Source organism: Sphingopyxis indica, assembly GCF_032879645.1.
GTDB classification, from domain to species: domain Bacteria; phylum Pseudomonadota; class Alphaproteobacteria; order Sphingomonadales; family Sphingomonadaceae; genus Sphingopyxis; species Sphingopyxis indica.
Genome location: NZ_CP076394.1, coordinates 385179 through 402230 on the forward strand (window position 1 = coordinate 385179; position 17052 = coordinate 402230).

Here is a 17052-nt window from a genome sequence, read left to right on the forward strand (position 1 = left end):
AAGACCCGTCCCATGCGCCGCTCGCTTCTCCTCGCCACCTGCCTCGCCTTCGCGCCTGTTGCGGCCTCGGCACAGGGGGCCGCGCCTCCCGCCGATGCCGTCTATACGAGCGATCTGATGACGCGCTGGGGCAAGGAAGTGACGCCCGCGAATGCGTGGCGCAGCTATCCGCGCCCGCAGCTGAAGCGCGAGCGCTGGCTCAACCTCAACGGCCTTTGGGACTATGCGATCGCGCCCAAGGGCGATGCGCAGCCGGCGCGGATGGACGGACAGATACTCGTCCCCTTCCCGGTCGAATCGAAGCTGTCGCGCGCCCAGCGCAAGGTCACGCCGGAGGATCGCATCTGGTATCGCCGCAGCTTCACCGTCCCTGCGGGCTGGCAGGGCGAGCATATCATGCTCAACTTCGGCGCGGTCGATTATGAAACGGTGGTGCGCGTCAACGGACCGGTCGTCGGCGCGCACAAGGGCGGCTTCGACGCCTTCGGCTTCGATATTACCCCCTATCTGAAGGCCGGCGCGAACGAGCTCGTCGTCGAGGTCACCGACCCGACGAGCGCGGGAATGCAGCCGCGCGGCAAGCAGATCCTCGACCCCGCCGGCATTTGGTACACCGCGGTCAGCGGCATCTGGCAGACGGTGTGGCTCGAACCCGTCCCCCAACTCCATATTGCCGAGGTGCGCGCGACGCCCGACATCGACCGCGGCACCGTCGACGTCGCGGTCGCGCTGAGCGGGTGGGCGGGCGACACGGATGCGGTGCGGCTCACCGCGAGCGCAGGCGGCAAGGCGATCGCCTCGACGATCGTGCGCGCCAACCGCCGCGCGAACCTTGCGATCCCGAATGCGCATCTCTGGTCGCCCGATGATCCCTTCCTTTACGATCTCAAGGCCGAGCTGGTGACGGTGCGCGATCCCTATGCGGGGGAGAAGGAGCGCGACCGCAAGGCCTATGATTCGCGCTTCACCGGCCATGAACGGCGGGTCTATGCGAAGGCCGAGGTCGCGGGCGCGCCGCGCGACACGGCCGAGGCCTATTTCGCGATGCGCAAGATTTCGGTCGGACCGGGCCGCGTCGAGGGTCAGCCGGCGATCCTGCTCAACAACGAGCCGCTGTTTCAAAGCGGCGTGCTCGATCAGGGCTGGTGGCCCGACGGGCTTTATACGCCGCCGTCGGAGGAAGCGATGGCGAGCGACATCGTCTTCCTGAAAAAAGCGGGCTTCAATATGCTGAGGAAGCATATCAAGGTCGAGCCCGCGCGCTATTATTACGACGCCGACCGGCTGGGGATGCTGATCTGGCAGGACATGCCCTCGGGCGGCGGCGAGGATCATTATCTCGCGGGGACGAGCCAGTATCAGGCGGTCTTCCCGTCGGAGACGATGGCCGAACAGCAGAAGCAACTCGCCGAAATGATCGGCGAACTTCGCGCCTTTCCGTCGATCGTGATGTGGGTCGTCAACAATGAGGGCTGGGGGCAATATGACGCCGCGACGCTCGCGCGCTTGGTCAAGGGGCTCGACCCGTCGCGGCTCGTCGATGCGACCTCGGGCTGGCTCGACGTCGCGCCCGAGGCGTCGGACGTGCTCGACATCCACACCTATGAAGATGTGCCGAACACCCCCCGCCACCAGTCGCGGCGCGCGATCGTGCTCGGCGAATATGGCGGCGTCGGCTTCCCGGTCGAAGGCCATATCTGGCGGCCGGGCAAGGGCAATTGGAGCTATCAGGTCGCCCGCGAGCCGGCCGAATATCTCGACCGCTTCCGCAAGAAGCTCGAGGGCGTGATCCGCCAGGCGAAGGAGGCCGGGCTCAGCGCCGCGGTCTATACGCAGACGAGCGATGTCGAGGACGAGATCAACGGCTTGCTGACCTATGACCGCGCGGTGCCCAAGGCGCCGCCCGAAGCGCTGGCGAAAATCGCGGCACCGCTTTGGCAGGACCCGTCGGGCGACTGAGTCCCGGCGCGCCGCCGCGTTGCAATTTTGTCTCACACACATGCCGGGCGCGCTCCGCACGCGAAGCTGGAACTGCGCTGCGATTGGTCAAAAACCCAGCTTTCGCCTTGGTTTCGGACCGCTCCATCGCACGGCGCGCGCTCCGGAAAGATTTATTTGACAAATTATTTTTTATATTCTGAATACGGGGTCGACGGACCCGATGGGTCGCACCGGTGATTGCTAGAACCGGGCAATGAGCGGGGGCGCGGAGCCCCTCGAACAGGGAGGATGAACAGATGGGCGCAGGACAATTCCATTCGTCGAAGGGGCGTAGCCGCGAACAGCTCGTGCGCGACCTGATGCTGACCGCGGGGGCCGTCGCCGGCCTGTGCGCGGTGCCGGCGCAGGCGCAGACTGCCGATAACGCACAGGTCGACGCGCAGGTGCAGTCGGACGATGCGGCCGGCGCGCCCGGCGACGCGATCGTCGTCACCGGCTATCGCGAATCGATCGAAAAGAGCCTCGAGCAAAAGCGCGACTCGAACGCGCTGATCGAGGTCATCACCGCCGAGGATATCGGCAAATTCCCCGACAAGAATGTCGCCGACGCGCTCCAGCGCGTTCCGGGCGTGATCATCACCCGCGACGGCGGCGAGGGCAGCCGGGTCAGCATCCGCGGCCTCAAGCCCGACCTTACGCTGACGCTGCTCAACGGCAATTTCATCGCCGGCGCCGACAGCGGCGATCCGCAGCGCTCGTTCAACTATGTGCTGCTGCCGTCGAACTTCATCGCCAGCACCGAAGTGTATAAATCGTCCGAAGCGCGGCTCGAGGAAGGCGGCGTCGGCGGCACCGTCATCCTCAACACGCGGCGCCCGTTCGACCTGCCGGCCTGGTCGGGCTTCGTCTCGGCCGAGGGCACCTATTCGGACACGACCGAGAAATTCGACCCGCAGATCGCGGGCCAGATTTCGTGGAAGGACCCGAGCGAGCGCCTGGGCTTCCTGGTCGGCGCGACCTATCAGGAACGGTCGAACCGCGAGCTGCGTGGCTATACCGAAACCTGGCGCTGGTGGAGCGACCGCGACGCCGACGGCAATGTCCTGACGCCGGCGGTCGATGCCAACGGCAACCCGTTCGAAAATGACGACGCGATTTCCTATTGGCCGGGCGAAGGCGTGACGACGCGCGACGGCACGCATTATTCGGGCTATTGGGCACCGCAGTCGGTCAATGAGGAAGTCTTCACGCAGGACCGCAAGCGGCTCGGTATCCAGGCGACCGCGCAGATGCGCCCGTTCGACAATCTGACCGTCACCTCGAACTATTTCCGCTTCGAATATAGCAGCAACTGGCAGAGCAATGTGCTGAAGATCCCCGAATGGGGCTATGGCAATTTCTTCACCGGTCCGACCTTCGACGAAAGCGGCACCATCTTCCAGTCGGCGAATTTCGAGGTTCCCGCCGCGGGCACCGAATGCCTCGCCAATTCGCCGCCCTGTACGATGGAGACGCCGCAGATCGCCGGCTCCTACAGCCGCGAAAAGCAGGTGTCGAACACCTTCGAAACCGAGGTCGAATGGAACACCGACAGCTTCGATGCGGTGTTCAAGGTCGGCAAGACCAAGGCGACCGGCGGCCCGTCGATGCGCTTCGGCGTCGCCTCGAAGCCGCGCCTGACGATCACCGGGCAGGAGCAGAACGGCAATTTCTTCAGCGGCTGGGATTTCACGAACGGCAATCTCAGCATGGAATTCTCGCCCGAGCTGCAGGACAATATCAAGAACGGCATCGCGCAGATCGACGTCGGCTCGACCGGGTCGGGCTTCACGAACAGCGAATTGTCGCAGCGCTATGCCCAGCTCGACCTCGTCCGTCACTTCGACGGCTTCCTGCGCGCGCTGCGCGTCGGCGGCAAGTGGCGCGACATGAGCATCCACCGCGAGACCGGCCGCAACGAATGGTACGCCGATCCCGCGACCGAGCTGCGCTATCAGGACACGCCCGAGGGTGCGGTCGCGCGGCCCGAATATTTCTATGACCAGCCGATCGGCAATATCGCCGGCGGCTTCAGCGCCAACGTCTATCCGGGCATCAATTTCGAGCGCTATCTCGATTACATCAACACGACCTATGGCCCATCGGTGCGCGTGCTCGAAGAGGACAATATCTATGACCTCGGCGAGCGGGTGTTCGCGGGCTATGTGCAGGCCGATTTCGAAAGCGGCCCGCTGCGCGGCAATATCGGCCTGCGCGTCGCGAATACCAAACAGTCGGGTATCACCTCGGATCGCCTGCAATATCTGAACGATTATTGCGTCGATGGGCCGGGCGGCCCGATGGACCCCAATGTGCCGATCGGTCCCGACGGCAACTGCCAGGTGCTGCCGCTCGACCAGCGCGAGGAAATCGTCAACGTCCCGATCGACCAGTCGAAGAGCTACACCGACTGGCTCCCGAGCCTGAACCTCGTTTACGAGGTCACCCCCGACATCGTGATCCGCGGTGCGGTCGCCAAGGTGATTTCGCGTCCGTCGTTCAACGATCTCGGGTCGCGGCGTTCGCTGACCTATCGCTCGGCGGCCTATGCTTTCGATCGCGGTCAGTTCGGCGAGTTCGAAGGCTGGTCGGGCAGCGGCGGCAATGCCGACCTCGCGCCGTTCGAGGCGTGGCAATACGACCTTGGCGTCGAATGGTATTTCGACCGCGGCTCGGTGCTCGGCGCGAGCCTGTTCCGCAAGGACGTGTCGAACTTCGTCGTCCCGCTCGTCCTCGACGTGACGCGCGAAGTCGCCGGCGAACAGGTGCTGATCCAGCCCTATTCGACGATCGCCAACGGATCGGACGCGGTGTCGCAGGGCATCGAACTCTATGCTCAGCATACGTTCGACTTCGGCCTCGGCGCGCAGGTGAACTTCACCTATAACGACACGTCGGTCGCCGACATCACGCTCGACGGCGAAACGGTCGGCCGCTCGCCGCTCGTCGGCAGCGCCAAGACGCAGGTCAACGCCTCGGTCTTCTACGAAACCGACCGCTTCCTGATCCGCGCGTCCTACAACCGCCGCGGCGAGGTTGTGGAAGGGCTCCAGTCGGGACTCAACGTCTATACCGAGCCCTATGAGCAGGTCGATCTCAACGCTTCCTACGAGCTGTGGGACAATGGGGTGGTGCTCACCGCCTCGATCATCAACCTCACCAAATCGGAGGAGCGCCAGCATCTCGGCAACGACACCGACGCGCGCTTCTATCGCGCCAATTATTTCGGCCGCCGCGCCTATGTGGGCCTGTCCTACAAATTCTGATGCGGGCCGAAGCCCATCGAACTCCCCCTCGGGTGGCTCCGCAAGGAGCCACCCATATTTTTCCGGGGGGCGCGAGGGCCTATAGGCAAGAAGACAGGGGAGGCGCGACATGACACGCCGCTGGCTGACATCGCTGACCATCGCCGCGGCCTTGCTCGCCGGCGGCGCGGCGCGGGCCGAAAATCCGATCGTGCCGGGCTGGTACGCCGATCCCGAAATCCGGCGGTTCGGGAATCGTTACTGGATCTATCCGACCTATTCGGATCATGCCGAAACGCCCGACGTTTCGCCGCATTTCAGCGAAGAGCAGCAAAGGCTGCGCGGGCAGAAGGCGCTGCGGCCTTCCTATTATATCCAGACCTTCTTCAACGCCTTTTCCTCGCCCGACCTCGTCCACTGGACGAAGCACGAGCATGTGCTCGACGTCGCAAACGTCGCCTGGGCGGCCTATGCGGTGTGGGCGCCGTCGGCGATCGAGAAGGATGGCAGATATTATCTCTTCTTCGGCGCCAACGATATTCAGTCGAACGACCAGCCCGGCGGCATCGGCGTCGCGGTCGCCGACAATCCTGCCGGACCGTTCAGGGACGCGCTTGGCAAGCCGCTGATCGGCCAGTTCCACAACGGCGCGCAGCCGATCGACCAGTTCGTCTTCCACGACGACGACGGGCAATATTATCTCTATTATGGCGGCTGGGGTCACTGCAACGTCGTGCGTCTCGGCGACGATCTGACCTCCATCGAACCTTTCCCCGACGGCGAGACTTTCAAGGAAATCACGCCCCCCGGCTATGTCGAGGGCAGCTTCGTGGTGAAGCGCAAGGGCGTCTATTATCTGATGTGGTCGGAAGGCGGCTGGACCGGTCCCGACTATTCGGTCGCCTATGCGATGGGGCCATCGCCGACCGGCCCGTTCAAGCCGATGGGCAAGATTCTCGAGCAGGATTTCCATATCGCGCGCGGCGCGGGGCATCATTCGGTGGTCAATGTGCCTGGCACCGACGACTGGTATATCGCCTATCACCGCCGCCCGATCGGCGACGACAGGGGCGAGCACCGCCAGCTCGCGATCGACCGCATGATCTTCAATCCGGACGGCACGATCGCGCCGGTAAAGATGACCAACGAGGGCGTGGAGCCGCGCCCGCTGGCGCAATGACGGGAAAAAGGGGAGAAACGACGTGAAGACGATCAGGCGCATCGCGCTCGGCGCCGCGGCAGGCGCGCTTCTGTTCGGCAGCATCGGCACGCCTGCGGCGCTGGCTCAGGCGGCGGCGGCGCAGGGCGCGCTCGTCGATCTCGTCAACCCGCTGATGGGCAGTGATTCCAGCTATCGCCTGTCTTACGGCAACACCTATCCCGCGGTGACGGTTCCGTTCGGGATGAACAGCTGGACCCCGGTGACTGCCGACGATCCCGGCAGCGGCTGGGGCTACACCTATGACGGCGAAAAGATCAACGGGATCAAGCAGACGCACCAGCCGAGCCCGTGGATGAACGATTATGCCGCCTTCGCGCTGATGGCGGAAACCGGCCCGGTCAAGGTGAAACAGGCCGATCGCGGCAGCTGGTTCAGCCACAAGGCCGAAGAGGCGCGGCCCTATTCGTACAAGGTCTATCTCGCCGACTATGATGTGACGGCGGAAGTCGCGCCGACGATGCGCGCGGCGCAGTTCCGCTTCACCTTCCCCGAAAGCGATGATGCGCACATCCTGCTCGACGGGCTCGCGGGCGGGTCGATGGTCAAGATCGACGCCGCGAACCGCCGCATCACCGGCTATGTCCGCAACAACCACGGCGGCGTTCCCGACAATTTCCACAATTATTTCGTCGCCGAGTTCGATCGCGACTTCACCCTCGCGCGCACCTGGGCCGGCGACGAGGCGCCGACGAACGCGGCCTCGCGCGAGGGCGACCATGTCGGCGCGGTCGTTAGCTTCAGGACAAAGAAGGGCGAACAGGTCCACGTCCGCGTCGCTTCCTCCTTCATCAGCCCCGAACAGGCGCTCCGCAACCTGCATACCGAAATCGGCAACGACGATTTCGACACGACGAAGGCGAAGGCCAAGGCGGCTTGGGAAAAGGAGCTGTCGCGCATCCGCATCGACGACGGCGACAAGGACGATGCGCGCACCTTCTATTCGGCGCTCTACCGGATGCTGCAATTCCCGCGCGCCTTTTATGAAGAGGATGCGACGGGGAAGATCGTCCACTACAGCCCCTACGACGGCAAGGTCCATGCCGGCTATATGTTCACCGACAACGGCTTCTGGGACACATGGCGCGCAGTCTTCCCCTTCTTCGCGCTGATGTATCCCGACCTCGACAGCCGGATCATGCAGGGGCTGGTCAACACCTATCGGGAGGGCGGCTGGCTCCCCGAATGGGCGAGCCCCGGCTATCGCAACGTGATGATCGGGTCGAACTCGGCCAATCTGATCGCCGATGCCTATATCAATGGCGTGCGCGGTTTCGACGCCGAAACCCTGTACGAAGCGATGGTCAAGAACGCGACGACGAGCGAAGGGCGCCCGACCGACAAGAAGGGCAATGTCGTGGGCGCCGTCGGCCGCGAAGGCGCCGAATATTACAATCGGCTCGGCTATGTTCCCTACGATGTCGGGATCAACGAGAATGCCGCGCGCACGCTCGAATATGCGACCGCCGATTTTTCGATCGCGCGCCTTGCGCAGGCGCTCGGCAAGGATGCAGATGCCAGGAAATATACCGCGCGCGCCCTCAACTACCGCAAACTGTTCGACAGCGAGAGCGGCTGGATTCGCGGCCGCAATCAGGACGGATCGTGGGCGACGCCCTTCAACCCCTATAAATGGGGCGATGCGTTCACCGAGGGCAATGCGCTCCACTATAGCTGGGCGGTGATGCAAGACGTCCACGGGCTGATCGAGCTGATGGGCGGGCGCGACAAGTTCGTCGAGCGGCTCGACTCGATCTTCACCACGCCGCCGATCTTCGACGAAAGCTATTATGGCCAGGTGATCCACGAGATCCGCGAGATGCAGATCGTCGACATGGGGCAATATGCCCATGGCAACCAGCCGATCCAGCACATGCCCTATCTCTATGACTGGGCGGGGGCGCCGTGGAAGGCGCAGCAGCATGTCCGCGACATCATGGCAAAGCTCTATTCGTCGGCGCCCGACGGTTATCCGGGGGACGAGGATAATGGCCAGACCTCGGCCTGGTATGTTTTCTCGGCATTGGGCTTCTATCCGGTGGCGCCCGCGACCGGTGAATATGCGATCGGCAGCCCGCTGTTCCGTGCCGTCACCCTGACGATGCCGAACGGCAAGCCGCTGACGATCGAGGCGCAGAACAACAGCGCCGCGAACGTCTATGTCCAGTCTGTGACGCTCAACGGCAAGCCCGTGACCAAGGCCTATCTGACGCACAAGGCGCTGTCACAGGGCGGCACGCTGACCTTCGTCATGGGGCCGCAGCCGAACAAGGCGTGGGCGAGCGACCCCGCCGCCGCGCCCTTTTCGCTGAGCGCGCCCAACTGATGCCGGAGACGATGATGACCCCCAACCGCCGCGAAATCATGGCCGGGGCCGGAGCGCTTGCGCTGTCGGCCGCCATCCCCACCGCCGCGCGCGCCGCCTCCTTCGCAAGCAAGCGCCCGGCGCCGGCTGCGCGCAACTTCACCAGTCCCGCAATCGAGGCCGAAATCGCGCGCGTGAAGGCGAAGATCGCCGACGCCGAACTCGCGTGGATGTTCGAGAATTGCTATCCGAACACGCTCGACACGACCGTCCAGACGGGCACGCTCGATGGCCGTCCCGACACGTTCGTCATCACCGGCGATATCGAGGCGATGTGGCTGCGCGACAGCTCGGCGCAGGTGCAGCCCTATATCCATCTCGTCACGAAAGACGCTAAGCTCAAGCGGCTGTTCCAGGGGCTGATCCAGCGCCAGGCGCGCTGCATCCTGATCGACCCCTATGCCAATGCCTTCGACAAGGACCCGGGCGCGCCGTCGAAGCTCGAATGGTCCGAGACCGACCAGACCGACATGAAGCCCGGCGTCGCCGAGCGGAAGTGGGAGATCGACTCGCTCTGCTATCCGATGCGCCTCAGCCACGAATATTGGACGCGCACGAAGGACAAGGCACCCTTCGACGACACATGGTCGCGCGCGATGAAACTCGCGGTCCACACCTTCCGCGTCCAGCAGCGCAAGGACGGCCCCGGCCCCTATCATTTCCAGCGCCCCGCGCTCCAGCCGTCGGACAGTCTGATGCTCGGCGGCTATGGCCGGCCGACGAAGAAGATCGGGCTGATCCACTCGATGTTCCGCCCGTCCGACGACGCCTGCCTCTATCCCTTCCTGATCCCGTCGAACCTGTTCGCGGTGTCGGTGCTGCGCAAGGTCGCTGAGGTCCACCGCGAAGCGCGCGGCGACGCGGCAGCGGCAACCGACGCCGAAGCGCTCGCCGCCGAGGTCGAGGCGGCGCTGAAGGCGCATGCGCTGATCGACGACGGCAAGGGCGGTCAGGTCTGGGCCTATGAGATCGACGGCTTTGGCAACCATGTCTTCATGGACGATGCCAATGTGCCGAGCCTGTCGGGCCTCGCGCTGATCGGCGTCGTCGACCGGAACGACCCGCTGTTCCGCCGCACCGCCGACCTCGCGTGGAGCGAGCGCAATCCCTATTTCTTCAAGGGCAAGGCCGCCGAGGGCATCGGCGGGCCGCATATCGGCCTCGACATGATCTGGCCGATGTCGATCATCACCCGCGCGATGAACGCCGATGATGATGCGACGATCCTTGAGTGTCTGCGCTGGCTGAAGGGCACGCATGGCGGCACCGGCTTCATGCACGAGAGCTTCCACAAGGACGATCCCGGGAAATTCACGCGCAGCTGGTTCGCCTGGGCGAATGCGCTGTTCGGGCAGCTGATCGTCGAGGTCGCGGACAAGCGCCCCGCGCTGTTGGCACGGCCGCTGTGATGGAGGCGCGTTCGATGACCACGACCAGCCGCCGCCAGCTTCTCGCCACCACCGGCCTGCTCGCGCTCGGCGGCGCGATCCCCGCCGGCTGCTCGCGCCTCGCGGGCGACGCGACGCTCGGCGCGGGCAAACCCAATCTCTTCATCGGCACGGGCGGGCACGGGCACACCTTCCCCGGCGCCTCGCTCCCCTTCGGCATGGCGCAATTGAGCCCCGATACGAACACCCACGGCTGGGACGCCTGCTCGGGCTATCATCAGAAGGATGGCTCGATCATGGGGTTCAGCCATACCCATCTGTCGGGGACGGGGATCGGCGACATGCTCGACATCCTCGTGGTGCCGACGCGGCAGGAGCTGAAGCTCCAACCCGGTTCGACCGACAATCCCGACGAGGGCTATCGCCAGCGCTATTCGGACGAACATGCCGAGCCCGGCTATTACCGCGTCAAGCTTGAATCGGGCGTGCTCGCCGAGCTCACCGTGACCGAGCGCTGCGGGCTGCACCGCTATCGTTTCGGCAAAGGCCCCGCGCATATCCTGATCGATTTCGCGCACGCGATCGAAGACGACTGGGACAAGGGTGTGGTCGTCGAAAAGGCGTCGCTCGCATGGGGCGACGACGGTACGCTGACCGGCAGCCGTCAGGTCAACCGCTGGGCGAAGGGCCGCCATATCCATTTCGCGATGCAGCTGTCGCGCAGGCCCGACCGCGTCCGCTTCTTCGGCGACGGCGACACGCCCGCGCCCGACGGCGCCACGGGAATCGCGGGCAACAGCACCAAGGTCGCACTCTTCTTCGACGAGGCGGGCGGCGAACCGATTCTCGTCAAGACCGGCCTCTCGGCGGTCGATGTTAAGGGTGCGCGCGATGCGCTGGCGCAGGAAGTTCCGGCGTGGGATTTCGACGGCGCGGTCAAGGCAGCGCGCGGCAGCTGGGCGAAGGCGCTGGACGGTTTTCGCGTCGCGGGCGGCACCGAGGACCAGCGCATAATCCTCGCGAGCGCGCTCTATCATGCGCAGCTCGCGCCGACGCTCTTCACCGACCGCGACGGCCGCTATGTCGGGCTCGACCGCAAGCTGCATCATGCGCCGAAGGGTGAAGAGGCGTTCAGCACCTATTCGCTGTGGGATACCTATCGCGCGCTGCACCCGCTGCTGACCCTGATCGACCCCGATCGCGCCGCGCTGCTGACCCGCGACATCTGCCGCCAGACCGCGCAGAGCCCCGCCGGCCCGCTCGTCTGGCCGCTGCAGGGCGTCGAGACCGCGTGCATGATCGGCTGGCACGGCGTCTCGGTGCTCGCCGAGGCGCACGCCAAGGGCATTGCCGCCGACTATGCCGCCGCCTGGCCGAACATCCGCCGCCGCGCCTTCGACCGCGATTACAAGGATATCGACAGCACATTGGGCCGGGGCTTCTATTACGACCTCGGCTATATCCCGTGCGACGAGGTGTGGGAATCGGTCAGCCGGACGCAGGAATATGCCTATGACGACTGGGCGATGGCGCATCTCGCCGACGCGGTCGGCGCGAAGGAGGATGCGGCGGCGCTGCGCGAGCGTTCGCGCAACTATCGCAACGTCATCGACGCCAGGACCGGCTTCGCGCGCCCGCGCTTCAAGGACGGCAGCTGGTGGAAGGATTATGATCCGATCCAGATCGGGCATGATACGGGCAAGTGGCGCGACTATACCGAAGCGAACGGCTGGCAGGCGACCTTCCTCAACCAGCATGACGTCTATGGGCTGATCGACCATTTCGGCGGCGATGCGGCGTTCGAGAAACAGCTCGACGCGCTGTTCAACGGCCCCTCGACCTTGCCCGACAACGCGCCGCCCGACATTTCGGGTCTCGTCGGCCAATATGCGCATGGCAACGAGCCGAACCACCATGTCGCCTATCTCTATGCCTATTGCGGCGCGCCCGCGAAGACACAGGCGATGGTGCGGCGGCTGCTGACCGAAATGTACCGGAACGACCCCGACGGGGTGATCGGTAACGACGATTGCGGCCAGATGAGCGCGTGGTTCATCCTCTCGGCGCTCGGCTTTTACCCGGTCGACCCGGTGAGCGGCGTCTATGTCTTCGGCTCGCCGCTGTTCGACGTCGCCGAAGTCCGCGTGGGCGCGGGCAGGATGCTGACCGTCCGCGCCGAAAATAATGCGCCCGACCGGCCCTATGTCCAGTCGGTGCGCTGGAACGGCAAGCCGCGGAGCCGGAACTGGATCGCGCACGCCGACCTGATCGACGGCGGCGAGCTCGTCTTTGAAATGGGCGCGAAGCCGTCGGCCTTCGGCACCGCGAAGCGCGACCGGCCACCGTCGTTCGGCGCGACGCCGAGCTGAGCCGCAGCCGATACCGACCCGGACATACGAACCGAAAAAAATGATAAGAATGGACTATTTAGTGACCCATGCCTCCCCGCTACCGCCGCGCACAATATCCTGTTCGCTTTCGGCCTTGCACCGTTCGGTGGCACCCTCCACAACAGGTGGTCGCCGGGTGAGGGGGGCGCGCTGATGGAAGATGTGACATCCGGGCGCGACGGCGCGCAGCTGTTCGCCGGCGTCGAACTCGGCGGCACCAAATGTATCTGCACCCTCGCGGCCGGCCCCGACGATATTCGCGGCCAGCGGACGATCGCGACCACCGTGCCCTGGGAAACGCTCCCCGCGATCAAGGCGGTGCTCGACGGCTGGGCGGCGGGCCCGGGCTTCTGCGGGCTTGGCGTTGCCGCCTTCGGCCCGCTGCAGCTCGATCCGGGCGCGGGTGACTATGGCCGCGTCGGCGCGACGAACAAGGCCGATTGGGAGGGCGCCGATCTGCTCGGCCCGCTGCGCGCCGCCTATGACGTTCCGATCGGCTTCGACACCGACGTCAACGGCGCGGCGCTCGCCGAGATTCGCTGGGGCAGCGGGCACGGGCTCGGCGATTTCGCCTATGTCACCGTCGGCACGGGGGTCGGCGTCGGCCTGATCGTTCACGGCCGCCCGACGCGCGGCTTCAGCCACAGCGAGATCGGCCACATCCGCGTCCCGCGCCTGCCCGGCGACGATGCGCCAAGCGTCTGCCGCTTTCACGACGATTGCGTCGAGGGCCTCGCTTCGGGCACCGCGGTCAAGGCGCGGGTCGGCGCGCGCCACCTGTCCGACGTCGCCGCCGACGATCCGGTCTGGGACCCGGTGGTGAACAGCCTGTCGGTGATGATCCATGCGCTCGCGGTGACCACCGGGCCGATACGCGTCGCGATGGGCGGCGGCGTGATCGCGGGCCAGCCGCATCTGCTGCCGCGGATCAACGCCGGAGTGGAAGCAAGCCTCGCGGGCTATATGCGCCTGCCCGAAGACGGTCCCTATGTCGTCGCGCCCGCGCTCGGCACGCTCGCCGGGCCGCTCGGCGCGGTCGCGCTGGCGATGGATGCGGCGCAGGGTCATCAGGCTCTAGAGCCATCGGGTTCTGGCCCCTGGATTTGATTTGCGGCGGAATGTGTCGCTCGTGCGACGGGCGGGGAGGCGATCCTAACCCATTCTTTACGACGATTGTTTAGACCGGAACCCGGGAATTCGAGGGGGCACTTCGCGGCGCGGGGCCGCGCGAACGGAGGTTCGTGGTGCTCGAACAACAGAAGATCCGGCCCGCATCAATCGTCGGGCCGACCGGCAGCATTATGACGCTCAGGGATTTGCCGAAGCGCAACACGCGGCGGTGGGTCAGCCGTCGCAAGGCCGAAGTGGTCGCCGCAGTCGAAGGCGGGCTGATCACGATCGACGAGGCGTGCGAACGCTATAATCTCAGCATCGAGGAATTCGCCTCGTGGCAGCGCGCATACGACCAGCTCGGTATGCCCGCGCTGCGCGCGACGCGCGTGCAATATTATCGCGAGAAGCTGAGTCATTGATCGGACAACGGGGCGCGGCCTTGGCCGCCGCCCCGTGCCGATAGTTGCCCTTGGTTAGAGGCTCATGGCCGTTTTTCGGCCCGGCCCTCCCTCGCTTCCTCGCGGCCGCGCTCGCGCAGCTCGTTCATGTCCTTGTTCAGGAAATAGTTGAGGAAGGTGCGGATCACCGCGATCGCGCCGAGCTTGCCGATGTCGTCCCACGTCGGCGCGAAGGTCGTTTCGACGATGTCGGAGGCGAGCTGAAAGGTCAGGCCCGCGACCAGCCAGCGCCCGAAGGCGAGCCAGACGGGGCGCAGATCATCCTCGCTCGCATTGGTCAGCAACCCGCGCGCGAGTCCGACCGCGCCCTGGATCGACCCCACCGCGATCGCCGCGATAGCCAGGATATTCACCCCGATCGCGACATATTCGGCGAGGATGTCGATTTCTTCCATGCAGGACTACTCCATGTGCTTGTCGAATAGCGGGCGCGGCAAATTTGCGGCCGGCCATCGCTGGCCGGCCGCACCCCTTTTGCCTTTTTGGCTCAGTCGACCGCCATCGCGGCGGCGGCGAGCTTTTCGAGGTCGAGATATTGCGTCTCTTCCACGGTGACCGCGACGCCAAAGATGCGACCATTTTTGAACTCGCCGGGTGAGCTATATTCCTCGCTCACCGCATCGCCGCTGTCGCGCCCGATGCAAAGGCCGTCGCCCGACAGGGTGAATTTGCCGAGCTGCGTCTTCATGTCGCCGTCATCGACCGCTTCGCTGTCGACATAGAGCGTCGTCTTGCCGAGCGATTCGCCATATTCGCCCTGGCCTTCGCGGATGAACTCCATGCCGAGCGTGTGCTTGCCGGGCGTCAGCTTGCCCGAGACGAACTTCTGTTCGGGCTTGATGCCTAGGAAGTTGTACACATAGTGCAGCTTGCCGTCCTTGATGAACAGCGAGTGCCCGCCGAAGCGCGAGCCATGGGCGAAGATCACGCCTTCGCTCTTGTCGGTCAATTCGACGTCGGCGATGATCTTGTACGACCGCCCGCGGACGTTGACCGCCACGCCCTCGGGCACCGGCGAGGTTCCCGGATAATAGATATAACGCTGGCGAGGCGGCTCGGTCGACGGCCGTTCGATAGCGAGCATTTCGGCGGCGCTGCGGTCGTCGAGCGGCAAGACATTGTTCGCCTCGGCTTCCTTCATCCACAGGTCGACGAGTTCCTTCAGCTTTTCGGGATGCTTGTCGGCAAGATTCACCGTTTCGGAACGGTCATTGTCGGTGTTGTAAAGCTCCCATTCGTCCTGATCGAAATGGCCCTTGCTCGTCAGCGGCGCGTGCAGTGCGACGGCCTTCCAGCCATCGGCCCACATGCCGCGCGTGCCGAGCATCGCATAATATTGTTTCTTCTTCTGCGTCGGCGCGTCGGGCTTGGCGTCGAAGCTGTATTTCATCGACACGCCCGACAGCGGATGCTGCTTCACGCCGCGGAATGTATCGGGCATTTCGACGCCGATGCATTCGAGGATGGTCGGCACGATATCGGTGCTGTGGTGATATTGATTGCGCACCTCGCCCTTCGCCTTGATGCCCTTGGGCCAGTGGATCACCAACGGGCAACAGGTGCCGCCGGCATATTCCGAATAGCGCTTGAACATCTTGTAGGGCGCCGAAAAGGCCGCGGCCCAGCCGGTCGGATAGTGGTTGTAGGTTTCCACCCCGCCGAGCACGTCGATATATTTGAGATTTTCCTCGAGCGTATCGGGATAGTTGTTGAAGAATTTATTCTCGTTGACCGAACCGTTCGGGCTGCCCTCGCCCGACGCGCCATTGTCCGAACAATAGAAGATGATCGTATTGTCGAGCTGGCCGCTTTCCTCCAGATAGTCGATAATCCGGCCGACCTGGGCGTCGGTATATTCGGAAAAGCCGGCATAGACTTCGGCCATGCGCGCAAAGAGCTTCTTCTCCTGATCGTTGAGCTCGTCCCACGGGCGCACGAAATCGCCTTTGTTGGCGATCGCGTCGGGCAGGAAATTGAAATCCTCGATCCTGGTGTCGGCGGGCAACAGACCCTTTTCGATCATCCGCGGCACCACCCATTTGCGATAGGCGTCATAGCCCTCGTCGAACTTGCCCTTATATTTGTCGGCATATTCCTTGGGCGAATGGTGCGGGGCGTGGTTTGCGCCGGGGCAGAACCACATGAACCACGGCTTCGACGGATTGCTCGCCTTTTGATCGCGGATCATCCGCAGCGCCTGATCGGCCAGATCCTTGGAAAGATGATAGCCGTCTTCGGGGCCATAGGGCTGGTCGATGAAACCGTTATCCTCGACCAGGTCGGGATACCAGTTGTTCGTCTCGCCGCCAAGGAAGCCATAGAAGCGGTCGAAGCCCTGCTGCAGCGGCCATTCGGAGCGCACGCCGCCCGAGCAGATATCCTGTTCGGGGACGTTATGCTCCTTGCCCAGCCAGAAGGTCGAATAGCCGTTGCCCTGAAGCATATAGCCGATCGACATGACATTCTCGGGCAGGCGGCCGCTCCAGCCCGGAAAACCCTGAGCGCCTTCGGTGATGCAGGACATGCCGCACAGATGGTGGTTGCGCCCGGTCAGGAAGGTCGAACGCGTCGGCGAGCAGAGCGCGGTGGTGTGCCATTGCGTATAGGTCAGCCCGTTGTCCGCCAGCTTTTGCAGGGTCGGCATGTTGATCGCGCCGCCATAGGGCGACCAGGCGGCTTGTCCGGTGTCGTCATACAGCACGATCAGGATGTTCGGCGCATCCTTCGGCGGCGTCGGCGGCGTGAACGGACTCCAATCGGGTGTCGAATCGCGCACATCGAGCTTGATGACGCCCTTGAATTCTTTCTCTGCCACAGCTGGCCTCCATGCGTTGGGTTGGTTGCAGGAAACGTCACCGACTCGCGGCGGAGGGGAGACTCCTGTCCCACCAGCA

The 17052-nt window shown here is 64.4% G+C and carries 10 protein-coding genes; 8 read left to right on the forward strand and 2 right to left on the reverse strand.

The features are described from left to right. Nucleotides 1–12 precede the first annotated feature (12 nt). From KNJ79_RS01855 to sciP, 8 genes are all read left to right on the forward strand, one after another. Nucleotides 13–1959 (forward strand): glycoside hydrolase family 2 protein, encoded by a 1947-nt coding sequence (locus KNJ79_RS01855; protein WP_317152560.1) that lies wholly within the window; start codon nucleotides 13–15, stop codon nucleotides 1957–1959. 278 nt (nucleotides 1960–2237) lie between these two features. Then, nucleotides 2238–5246, forward strand: coding sequence for a TonB-dependent receptor (locus KNJ79_RS01860; protein WP_317152561.1), 3009 nt, complete (start codon nucleotides 2238–2240; stop codon nucleotides 5244–5246). Nucleotides 5247–5355: 109 nt separating this feature from the next. Then, entirely contained in the window at nucleotides 5356–6405 is a 1050-nt protein-coding gene (locus tag KNJ79_RS01865; protein WP_317152562.1) for a glycoside hydrolase family 43 protein, read from the forward strand. A 22-nt stretch (nucleotides 6406–6427) separates the two neighbouring features. Then, nucleotides 6428–8770, forward strand: coding sequence for a GH92 family glycosyl hydrolase (locus KNJ79_RS01870; RefSeq protein WP_394357143.1), 2343 nt, complete (start codon nucleotides 6428–6430; stop codon nucleotides 8768–8770). A 14-nt stretch (nucleotides 8771–8784) separates the two neighbouring features. Then, a complete protein-coding gene (locus KNJ79_RS01875; RefSeq protein ID WP_317153976.1) occupies nucleotides 8785–10218 on the forward strand; it encodes a glycoside hydrolase family 125 protein in 1434 nt (477 codons plus the stop codon). 14 nt (nucleotides 10219–10232) lie between these two features. Beyond that, a complete protein-coding gene (locus KNJ79_RS01880; protein ID WP_317152563.1) occupies nucleotides 10233–12566 on the forward strand; it encodes a GH92 family glycosyl hydrolase in 2334 nt (777 codons plus the stop codon). Nucleotides 12567–12740: 174 nt separating this feature from the next. Beyond that, the gene (locus KNJ79_RS01885) at nucleotides 12741–13694 is read left to right on the forward strand and encodes an ROK family protein (protein ID WP_317152564.1); all 954 of its coding nucleotides are present in this window, start codon (nucleotides 12741–12743) and stop codon (nucleotides 13692–13694) included. 137 nt (nucleotides 13695–13831) lie between these two features. Further along, the gene (gene sciP / locus KNJ79_RS01890) at nucleotides 13832–14119 is read left to right on the forward strand and encodes a CtrA inhibitor SciP (RefSeq protein WP_089216655.1); all 288 of its coding nucleotides are present in this window, start codon (nucleotides 13832–13834) and stop codon (nucleotides 14117–14119) included. A gap of 62 nt (nucleotides 14120–14181) precedes the next feature. Here the strand turns inward: sciP and KNJ79_RS01895 are convergent, their stop codons facing one another. Both KNJ79_RS01895 and KNJ79_RS01900 read right to left on the reverse strand, forming a co-directional pair. Next, the gene (locus KNJ79_RS01895) at nucleotides 14182–14553 is read right to left on the reverse strand and encodes a DUF1622 domain-containing protein (protein ID WP_089216656.1); all 372 of its coding nucleotides are present in this window, start codon (nucleotides 14551–14553) and stop codon (nucleotides 14182–14184) included. Nucleotides 14554–14645: 92 nt separating this feature from the next. Further along, nucleotides 14646–16973: an arylsulfatase gene (locus KNJ79_RS01900; protein ID WP_317152565.1), complete on the reverse strand. Its 2328-nt coding sequence runs from the start codon at nucleotides 16971–16973 to the stop codon at nucleotides 14646–14648. Nucleotides 16974–17052 lie beyond the last annotated feature (79 nt).